The sequence below is a fragment of the Sphingomonas sp. genome (genome assembly GCF_019242355.1).
GTDB lineage: Bacteria > Pseudomonadota > Alphaproteobacteria > Sphingomonadales > Sphingomonadaceae > Sphingomicrobium.
In genome coordinates, this window is sequence record NZ_JAFAVR010000093.1 from 1 (window position 1) to 8,365 (window position 8,365).

The following is an 8,365-nucleotide window of genomic DNA, read 5'->3' on the forward strand; positions in this document are numbered from 1 at the left end:
GATTCGATGTTCAGGCTCATGAATAGCACGACGCAGCCGAGGATCGACAGCGGCGCGACGACGAACAGCGCCGGCGTCCGGAACGGACGAGCGCGACCCGGGTCCGTGCGGCGCAGAATCATCACTCCAAGCGATACCGCCGCGAAGGCGAACAATGTCCCCGCGTTCGAATAATCGGCAAGCGTTCCCACCGGCAGGAAAGCGGCCGCGATTGCGACCACGACGCCGGTGAGGATGGTGACGACATAGGGCGTCCGGAACTTCGGGTGGACGGTCGATAGCTTTTCCGGAAGGAGGCCGTCGCGGGCCATGACGAAGAAGATGCGGGTCTGGCCGTACATCATCAGCAGGACGACCGACGGCAGCGCGATGGTCGCGGCAAGGCCGACGAGCGTGCCGAAGATCGGGCTCGACACCTCGCGCATGACATAGGCGAGGGCTTCCTTCGAGCAGACGAGCGGAGCATGCGCGGCGCTGCAGGCGGCACTTGCATATAGCTCCGGCGAGCCTTCCTTGAGGGCATTGCCGCTGGCGTCGAAGAGAGGCTGCGCGCCATAGGCGCCGATCGCGCCACCGGCGACGAGCAGGTAGAAGATGGTGCAGATCGCCAGCGACCCGATCAGGCCGATGGGAACGTTGCGCTGCGGGTTCTTGGTCTCCTCGGCGGCCGTCGAGACCGCATCAAAGCCGACATAGGCAAAGAAGATCGAGGCCGCGGCGCCAAGAACTCCGACGCCTGCGGAGCTGAATGGGCTTCCCCAGCCGCGCGGCGTGAAGGGATGGAAGTTCTGCGTGTGGCCGCTGATCATCGGCACGGTGACGAGGACGAACAACGTGAGCGCAGCGACCTTGATGCAGACGAGAACGGCGTTGAACGTCGCGCTTTCCTTGGTGCCGATCACGAGAAGAGTCGTGACAAGCGCAGTGATCAGGACTGCGGGAAGGTTGACCACGCCGCCGACCTCGCCGCCTTGCAGGAATCCCCATTCGATCTTGGGTCCGACCGTCAATGCGTGCGGCAGGTGGATGCCTATGGTGTCGAGCACCGGAACGACGTGCCCGGACCAGCCGACTGCAACGGCACTGGCGCCCAGCGCATATTCGAGGATCAGCGCCCAGCCGACCAGCCACGCCATGATCTCGCCCATGACCGCATAGGAATAAGTATAGGCGGAGCCCGCGACCGGAACCATCGAGGCAAGCTCGGAATAGCAGAGCGCGGCAAGGGCGCAGACGATTCAGGCGATGATGAAGCTCACCATCATGCCCGGCCCCGCCTTCTGGGCAGCAGTGGCGGTCAGCACGAAGATGCCGGTGCCAATGACGGCGCCGATGCCGAGCAGCGTCAGCTGGAACGCGCCGAGGGAGCGCTTGAGCGACTTCTTCTCAGCGGTTGCAAGGATCGCGTCGAGCGACTTGATGCGCCCCCGGCCGCCCTCGCGCTGTGCTACTGTGGCCATTCTACTCCCCTATGTCCGTTCGTGCGTGACCGTAACGGCTCCAAGCGGGAGGGCAATCCCCCTTAGCGGGCGAGCATCGGGCCGAGCGGTCGCCCGGCGAAGATATGGACGTGGAGGTGCGGCACCTCCTGGCCTGAATCGCCGCCGACATTGGCGAGGAGCCGGTACCCGGGCTCGACCAGCCCCGCCTCGCGCGCGATCTTCCCCGTCGCCCGGACGAACGCCGAGATTTCGGCCTCGGAGCCGCGCTCGGAGAAATCATCCCAGGAGACGTAGGCTCCCTTTGGGATCACGAGGATGTGCGTGGGGCTCAGCGGGTTGATGTCGTTGAAGGCGAGCACGTGGTCGTCCTCGTACACTCGCTTGGCCGGGATCTCGCCGCGCAGGATCTTCGCGAAAACGTTGCCGTCGTCATACGGTTGGGTGACATCGATTGGCATTCGGGCACACTCCGCTTGACCGGTCGGCCCCGCCCGCTACCACAAAGCCATGGCCGAAGAGACCCCGGAAAGCCTGATCCCCTATGACGAGATCGTGCAGGATGCCCTGCGCGCGGTCGTCGGCCGGGTGCTTGGCGAGGTCGAGCGCTCGGGCGGCCTCCCGGGCGAGCATCACTTCTACATTACCTTCAGCACTCGCGCGCCTGGGGTCTCGATCCCGAAGCATCTCGCCGAGCGCTTCCCGGACCAGATGACGATCGTCATCCAGCACCGCTTCTGGGACCTCAAGGTGGAAAAGGACGCGTTCAGCGTCGGCTTGTCCTTCGGCGGCGTCGGCTCAACCCTTCGCGTGCCGTTTGCCGCGGTGACCCAGTTCGACGACCCGGCGGTCGAGTTCCGGCTGACCTTCCAGGCCAATGCCGCGGACGAGGTCGCAGAGGAGCATGAGGTCGCCGAGAATGACGCTCCGTCATCCGAGACGTCCCCAGGCCAGGCCGACGACGGTTCGAACGTCGTCAGCGTCGACTTCACGCGAAAGAAATAGGACCAGAGCTCCCCCGGAGCAGTCTCTCTCCTAATGCCTGTCCCGCTCCGACCGCGTCGATTCGTTGACGCTTCGGTCGTGGCCGCTCTTGTCGCTGAAGAAGGCAACCGCAAACAAGCCGCAGCCGAGCAATACCGAAAGGAACACGCCTGCGGTCACGGCAATGACCGTGCTCGTGTCCAGGGTGCTGAATTTGTATAGATAGGCCAGCGCGCCCGCGACCATCAGCACTGCGACCGCGACGATCCAGGCGAGGATGCGCTTGAATTCAGCGATTGCCCGTTCGCGTTCCGAAGCCATGCCGGTCCCAACTCCGCAGATTCGGACGCGTCCTTAGCGCATTTCCACCCTATTCCCCCAAGTAAACGGGGGATTCACCATAGCTGAAAGGAGGTTAGTGGGAATTAACCACCAAAGTCCGGCCCGCAGATGAATTGTCGGGAAGGACGTTATGAGCACGATCTATGTGGGCCCCAGCTCGAGCGGAAACGCCTCCGGCTCAAGCGCGACGAACGCGCTTTCAATCAACAGCCTCGACAAGGCGGTTCAACTCGCTGGCCCCGGCGGCACCGTCGTTCTGCTGTCCGATCATGGCGCCTATAGCGTCACCAGTTCCATCAATCTTTCCCACGGCGGTGTTGCCGGCGCGTCGGTGACGATCGTCGGCGAGGACAGCGCCGGCCATGCCTCGAACGTGGTCATCAACGGCAATCGTCCCGAAACCTACACTGCCGGCATGGCGTCGGGGAGCCCGGTCTTCCGAATGATTGCTGGTGCTAACGACCTCAATTTCCAGCACATCACGTTCAACAATGTGGGGTCGGCCTTCCTCGCCGCTGCCGATGTCCACGACATCTCGATCAGCAACATGACCGCGAACAACGTCCAGTATTTCTTCAGCGACTATGCGTCGGTCAGCGGAACGACCGCGACGGTCAGCAACCTCGCAATTGCCAATGTGGACGTCCACGGCTTCTCGAAGGGCGTGATCCGGCTGCAGTACGACAGCCACGACGTCGCGATCACGAACGTCTATGGCGACAGCCAGCATGAGGACGGCGACGGCATCGCCATGGGAATCCACCTCGACGGCACCGCCCACAACATCAGCATCACCGGATCGACGATGGAAAATGCGGTCGCGAGCTCTAGCACCTACTGGAACGGCGACGGCTTCACGACCGAGAACGGCAACTACAACATCACCTTCACCGGCGACGTGTCACGCGGCAACGCCGACGGCGGCTTCGACCTCAAGTCGACGGCGACGACCCTCACCGATTGCACCGCCGACGGCAACGGGCGCAACTTCCGCCTGTGGTCGGACGTCACACTCACCAATTGCACCGGGTTCGATCCCCACAAGCAGGGCGGCACGACCGGCGGCCAGGAGCAGATCCAGGTGCTTCGCGGCTCCGTTGTCACCGTGAACGGGGGCGCCTTCTCCGATTCCGGCTCTGGTTCGAAGGTCGTGCTGTTCGACGCCGGGGGCTCCATCACCTTCATTGGGACCGAGATCGTCCATGCGACCTCCGGGACGCTAAACGGCGGCAGCGGCTCGTTCGTCATCGATCCCACCCACGTCCTGAGCGTCGACGCGACCGGCGTCTTCTCGATCGACGGCGCGTCCTTGCTGCCGCAATCGACCACGCCCACCCCGCCGCCACCGCCACCGCCACCGCCACCGCCACCGCCTTCAACGCCGACGGTCGTTGCGCCGACCGATCTCTCGCTGTCGGCCAGCACGGTTGCGGAAAATTCCGCCAATGGGACGTCGGTTGGCTTCGCTTCCACCGACGGCGCGGCAACCGGCGTCACCTACAGCCTGACCGGCAATGCCGGCGGCGCCTTCGCGATCAATGCCCAAACGGGCGAGATCACCGTCGCCAACGGAAGCCTTCTGAATTTCGAGAGCAGCTCAAGCCTCGCCGTAACTGTCCAGGCGGCGGACAGCGCCGGCTCCTACCGGGAAAGCTTCACGATCGCGGTCAAGGACGTCAACGAAGCCCCGACGGGCGCGACCTTCAGCGGCGGCACGATCCCGGCAAACTCCGCTGCCGGCGCGCCCGTCGGCACCGTCCACGGCACGGACCCCGACGCCGGCGACACCTTGACCTACTCGCTGTCGGACAATGCCGGCGGGCGCTTCGTGATCGATGGCCACACGGGTGCCGTGACCGTCGCGTCCGGCGCGGTATTCAATTATGCGACCCAATCGCAGTGGGCGATCAAGGCGGTTGTCACGGACTCGCACGGCCTGACCTCCACGGCGCCGTTCACCGTCAACCTGACCGATGTCGTCGCGACAAAGCCGGGCAACGGTGGCGGCAATGGCGCGGGCAAGGGCCACAAGGCCGTCAGCTATTCCGGCGGAATCGGCACCTCGGTGGTCACCAATCCGGGCCTTCACTCGTCTGGGGCGACCGACACGATCGCTACCACCCCTGCGAAGGGACAGGCCGAAAGCACCGGCACGACCCTCCATGTCTTCGATGCGCCGGGACTCGGCAGCAGCCTGGCTCATGCCGGGGCCTTTGCCAGCGACCTGCACAGCGGGGGCTTCGCGCACGCGGGGCTCGACCACATGCCGGCCGCTCCGCTGACCCTGTTCGACCATGCCGATCACCTGCATTTTGCAGGTTTGGCCCCGCACGGCGGCGATTTCCTGTTCTGATATCGGCGGCGATGTCGCCGGGTTAGAACAGCCCCATGAGCGCCTTGCTCGCGTAGAGGGGAAAGCCCTCCAGCGCGAACTTGGTGAGCAGGATCGCGAAGGTCGCCGCCGTTCCATTCAGCAGCAACAGGGGAATGCCGACCCGCGCTCGGGATGCGCTCTGCGCGAAGAACTGGGCCCAGAAGGCGGCCACCCAGAACCAGCTGATATGGAACCGCGTCTCGACCCAAGGGAAAGCGAAACGGGATAGCGCACCGCCGATCGCGAATGCGACGGGCATGAAGCGGATGACCCTGCCGGCCCGGCTCGTCGAAACGGTCGCGCTCATTCGGAACGCTCCTAAGCGCTGTCAATGAACGCCCATTGAACTGCGGCTGTCGGAACTGCGAAGAGGACGGGCGCCCGCCCCGCCTTGCGTCAGCCGACCGACACGCTCGCGCTGCGGATGGTGCCGTTGTACCAGTCGTTCGTGGAATCGAGGACTGTCGAGGTCCGTGATCCAATCAGCAACTGGGCCGTGTTGGAGACATTGCCCAGACTCACATATTTCTTGCGCGCCTTCAGCGAGTCCACGGTCAGCAAGATGCTGCCCGGGCCTTTGGAGCAGGTAATCGTGTGCAAATTACCGTCGGCGACGTTGGTCGTGCCTGTGATGCTTCCCGACTTGCCCGTATTGTCCTTGACCACGCAGAGCGCCTTGCCGATGCCGCTGCTGTATTCGACCTCGACCTTGAATTCGCCGCCCGTCGTGTTGCTCAGCCCCTTGCGCATGACGTCGTAATCCTTGCCGACCGCCGGGACGACATCGGTCTGGACCTGCACGGTGTAGGAGAAGTTGCTGGTGCCGGGGTTCAGCGTCGGTGAGTCCGGCACGACCACGTTGGACGTCGCTCCGTCGAAGACGAAGCCCCCGCCCGAGGTCACGACATTGGTCATCGTGCCATTGTTGCCGTTGCCCGAGCTGTCGTTCATCGTCGTTCCGAAGGTCTCGTCCATGTTCCACTGGGCGACTGCGATCGATGAACCGGCGGCGGAGCCGGCCGTGAGATTCGCGGCCGCGAGCAGGCCGATTGCGCTCAATGCACGTGAATAGCTGAACATGGCTCGCTCCTGCCGGCGATGAATGCCGGCAGTTCCTATACGCTTTGCGTTAAATCGCTTCATTAATTCGCGGAAAGCGGCGGTCCTGGACGTCCCGGAAAGCGACACTTCAGAGGATGAAGTCGCCGCTCGACAGGTGCAGGTCGCCGTCCAACGTGATCGAGAAGTCCGCGTGCCCGTCCCCGTTCACGTCCGCGCTCAAGACCGTGTGCGTGGCATCGGGATGAGTCACGTGAAGCTCTCCCGCGTGCTTCGAGAAGGCCGCCTCATCGATGAAGGTGAAAGCCTGATTGCCGCTGACCTTCACATCGGCATCGATTGCATGGAGGTCGATCTTGTCGGTGCCGGGCGTGAAATCGGTGATCGTGTCGTGGGCGGACGGCGTCGAGTCCGAGACCGCGGTGTAGACGAAACTGTCCGATCCGCCGTTTCCGGCCAGGAAGTCCGCGGCCGCCCCGCCAGTGATCACGTCGTTGCCCGCTGCGCCGCTGAGGTGATCCGCGCCGTCGGCTCCGTTCAGGTGATCGGCGCCCGAACCGCCAACCAGCGTGTCGTTGCCGGCGTTGCCGTTCAGCGTCCAGCTCGAAGTGTCGGAGGCATGGTAAGTGTCGCTCGCCGAGGTTCCATTCCAGATCTTGCCCAGGCTGGCGGTGGCGCTGGAGATCGCCTTCCCGAGATATTGCTCGCCGGTCGTCGAATAGCTTCCAGTGGCAGCCACGGCCTTGACCAGCGACATGTCGAGCCCGGTCGTGTGAGGCGCACCGTCTTCCAGGTCGCCGTTCGCTGCATGGACGATCGTCACTCCGCTGAGATGCAGCGAGCCGCCCTCGTTGGAAACTGCGTGGGTATCCGACCCTGAATCGACGAAAGCGCCGCCCTTGACGGTGACGTTCGAGGCATCCGCCGAGACCCAGAGATTGCACTGCGACCCCATCGAGTTGCTGATCCTCTTGTGCGGATCGACACCGTCGCAGTTCGTCAGCGTGATGTTGGTGCCCCAGATTCGGAAGTTGCGCTTGTTATCTTCAGCGTAGCAGCCGGTCAGGGTGGCGTTGGACGACTTGATGTCGAAGCCGGAGTCGCCGTTGCCAGTCGACGTGCAGTTGGTGAAATGGATGTCGTAGGTGCTGCTTTCGGCAACGAAGCCGTCGCCATTGACATAGGCGCCCGTCACCCCAACGCCGATCGTGTTCTTCATCGAGCTGTTCTCGACGAGGACGTTGTGGACAGTGTCCTGAAGGGCGATCCCCATCTCGAAATTGTCGCCGTCCTGGTACTGTCCATCGCCATGGACATTGTCGAGCGTGATCCCTGACGCGTTGCCGTTCAGGAGCACCACCGACTTCGAGAAGCCGTTGACGGTGATGTCGTGCATTGCGAAGCCCGTGACATTCGCGGTGGTCGCGCCGCCTCCCGGATAATTTCCGGTGAAATAGCGAACATTATTCGCCGACATGTGCGCCAGCGTGACGTTCTTGAGGTCGCCTCCCAGGTTCACGGCCATGCCGACATTGTTGAAGTGCATGTGCTCGAAATCGAGGTTGTTGGCCCCGTTGTAGAGCTTGAATATGGTGTTGCCGTCGGCTTTCCCGGCGCTCCAGCTGGCGGCGCGAGTGCCGTTGATGGTGATGTCCGCCGCCGCGCCGCTGCTGGTCACGCCCTGGATCAGGACCGGCGAGCCAGTGGCTCCGCCGTGGCTGATCATGATGCTCCCGCTGATGTCGTAGGACCCCTTGTCCGCGAGCATGTTCACGGTGCCGCCGGCGCCGGCCTTCTGGACCATGGCGTCGAGCGCAGAGACCGGAGCCGCGTTTGCCGCGGACGAGCCGGATTTATTGCCAGCCCCGGTGGGGCTCACATACATTGTGTTCGCCATGTACTTCCTCGTAGTGCGCAGAAGTTCGCGGCCAGAATGACAGACGTCATCTGACGGACTTCAGGTCACGGATTGAATCCCCCCGGGATGGACTTCCCGGACTTCAAGTAATGTTTGCCTTGTCTTCGCCCGCTTCGAATGAGGGAAACATTGCGTTCGAACGAATTGCTGTCGAGATTTAAGTTTCGTTCACAGGCCTTGCCCTGCGTTATCGGCGCCCGGCATCGACGGATGACGCAAAAAATGCGACAACTTGAAACGACGATGTCG

The 8,365-nt window shown here is 63.4% G+C and carries 7 protein-coding genes and 1 pseudogene; 2 read left to right on the top strand and 6 right to left on the bottom strand.

Features of this window, described 5'->3' with window-relative positions; all coding sequences use genetic code 11:
• Both JOZ79_RS04460 and JOZ79_RS04465 read right to left on the bottom strand, forming a co-directional pair.
• A pseudogene (locus tag JOZ79_RS04460) lies at positions 1-1,460 on the bottom strand (amino acid permease); the annotation flags it as partial.
• Between the two features lie 62 nt (positions 1,461-1,522).
• Entirely contained in the window at positions 1,523-1,900 is a 378-nt protein-coding gene (locus JOZ79_RS04465; RefSeq protein WP_294071179.1) for a histidine triad nucleotide-binding protein, read from the bottom strand.
• 49 nt (positions 1,901-1,949) lie between these two features.
• Here JOZ79_RS04465 and JOZ79_RS04470 point away from each other — a divergent pair, with 49 nt between their 5' ends.
• The gene (locus tag JOZ79_RS04470) at positions 1,950-2,444 is read left to right on the top strand and encodes a ClpXP protease specificity-enhancing factor SspB (RefSeq protein WP_294071182.1); all 495 of its coding nucleotides are present in this window, start codon (positions 1,950-1,952) and stop codon (positions 2,442-2,444) included.
• A 30-nt stretch (positions 2,445-2,474) separates the two neighbouring features.
• On the opposite strand, the gene JOZ79_RS04475 is transcribed toward JOZ79_RS04470, so the two are convergent.
• Positions 2,475-2,744, bottom strand: a complete 270-nt coding sequence (locus JOZ79_RS04475) for a hypothetical protein (protein ID WP_294071185.1) — start codon at positions 2,742-2,744, stop codon at positions 2,475-2,477.
• A 151-nt stretch (positions 2,745-2,895) separates the two neighbouring features.
• On the opposite strand from JOZ79_RS04475, the gene JOZ79_RS04480 reads away from it, so the two are divergent.
• Positions 2,896-5,118, top strand: a complete 2,223-nt coding sequence (locus JOZ79_RS04480; RefSeq protein ID WP_294071188.1) for a cadherin repeat domain-containing protein — start codon at positions 2,896-2,898, stop codon at positions 5,116-5,118.
• 22 nt (positions 5,119-5,140) lie between these two features.
• Here the strand turns inward: JOZ79_RS04480 and JOZ79_RS04485 are convergent, their stop codons facing one another.
• The 3 genes from JOZ79_RS04485 to JOZ79_RS04495 form a co-directional block, all read right to left on the bottom strand.
• Positions 5,141-5,446, bottom strand: a complete 306-nt coding sequence (locus tag JOZ79_RS04485; protein ID WP_294071191.1) for a hypothetical protein — start codon at positions 5,444-5,446, stop codon at positions 5,141-5,143.
• Positions 5,447-5,535: 89 nt separating this feature from the next.
• On the bottom strand, positions 5,536-6,219 hold the full coding sequence (locus tag JOZ79_RS04490) for a hypothetical protein (RefSeq protein ID WP_294071194.1): 684 nt from the start codon (positions 6,217-6,219) through the stop codon (positions 5,536-5,538).
• A 109-nt stretch (positions 6,220-6,328) separates the two neighbouring features.
• Positions 6,329-8,095 (bottom strand): M10 family metallopeptidase C-terminal domain-containing protein, encoded by a 1,767-nt coding sequence (locus JOZ79_RS04495; protein ID WP_294071197.1) that lies wholly within the window; start codon positions 8,093-8,095, stop codon positions 6,329-6,331.
• Between the last annotated feature and the right edge of the window lie 270 nt (positions 8,096-8,365).

Bases quoted from the DNA above. Each gene is read 5' to 3' on its own strand.
- JOZ79_RS04465 (WP_294071179.1), bottom strand. From the start codon at position 1,900: ATGCCAATCGATGTCACCCAACCGTATGACGACGGCAACGTTTTCGCG.
- JOZ79_RS04470 (WP_294071182.1), top strand. From the start codon at position 1,950: ATGGCCGAAGAGACCCCGGAAAGCCTGATCCCCTATGACGAGATCGTG.
- JOZ79_RS04475 (WP_294071185.1), bottom strand. From the start codon at position 2,744: ATGGCTTCGGAACGCGAACGGGCAATCGCTGAATTCAAGCGCATCCTC.
- JOZ79_RS04480 (WP_294071188.1), top strand. From the start codon at position 2,896: ATGAGCACGATCTATGTGGGCCCCAGCTCGAGCGGAAACGCCTCCGGC.
- JOZ79_RS04485 (WP_294071191.1), bottom strand. From the start codon at position 5,446: ATGAGCGCGACCGTTTCGACGAGCCGGGCCGGCAGGGTCATCCGCTTC.
- JOZ79_RS04490 (WP_294071194.1), bottom strand. From the start codon at position 6,219: ATGTTCAGCTATTCACGTGCATTGAGCGCAATCGGCCTGCTCGCGGCC.
- JOZ79_RS04495 (WP_294071197.1), bottom strand. From the start codon at position 8,095: ATGGCGAACACAATGTATGTGAGCCCCACCGGGGCTGGCAATAAATCC.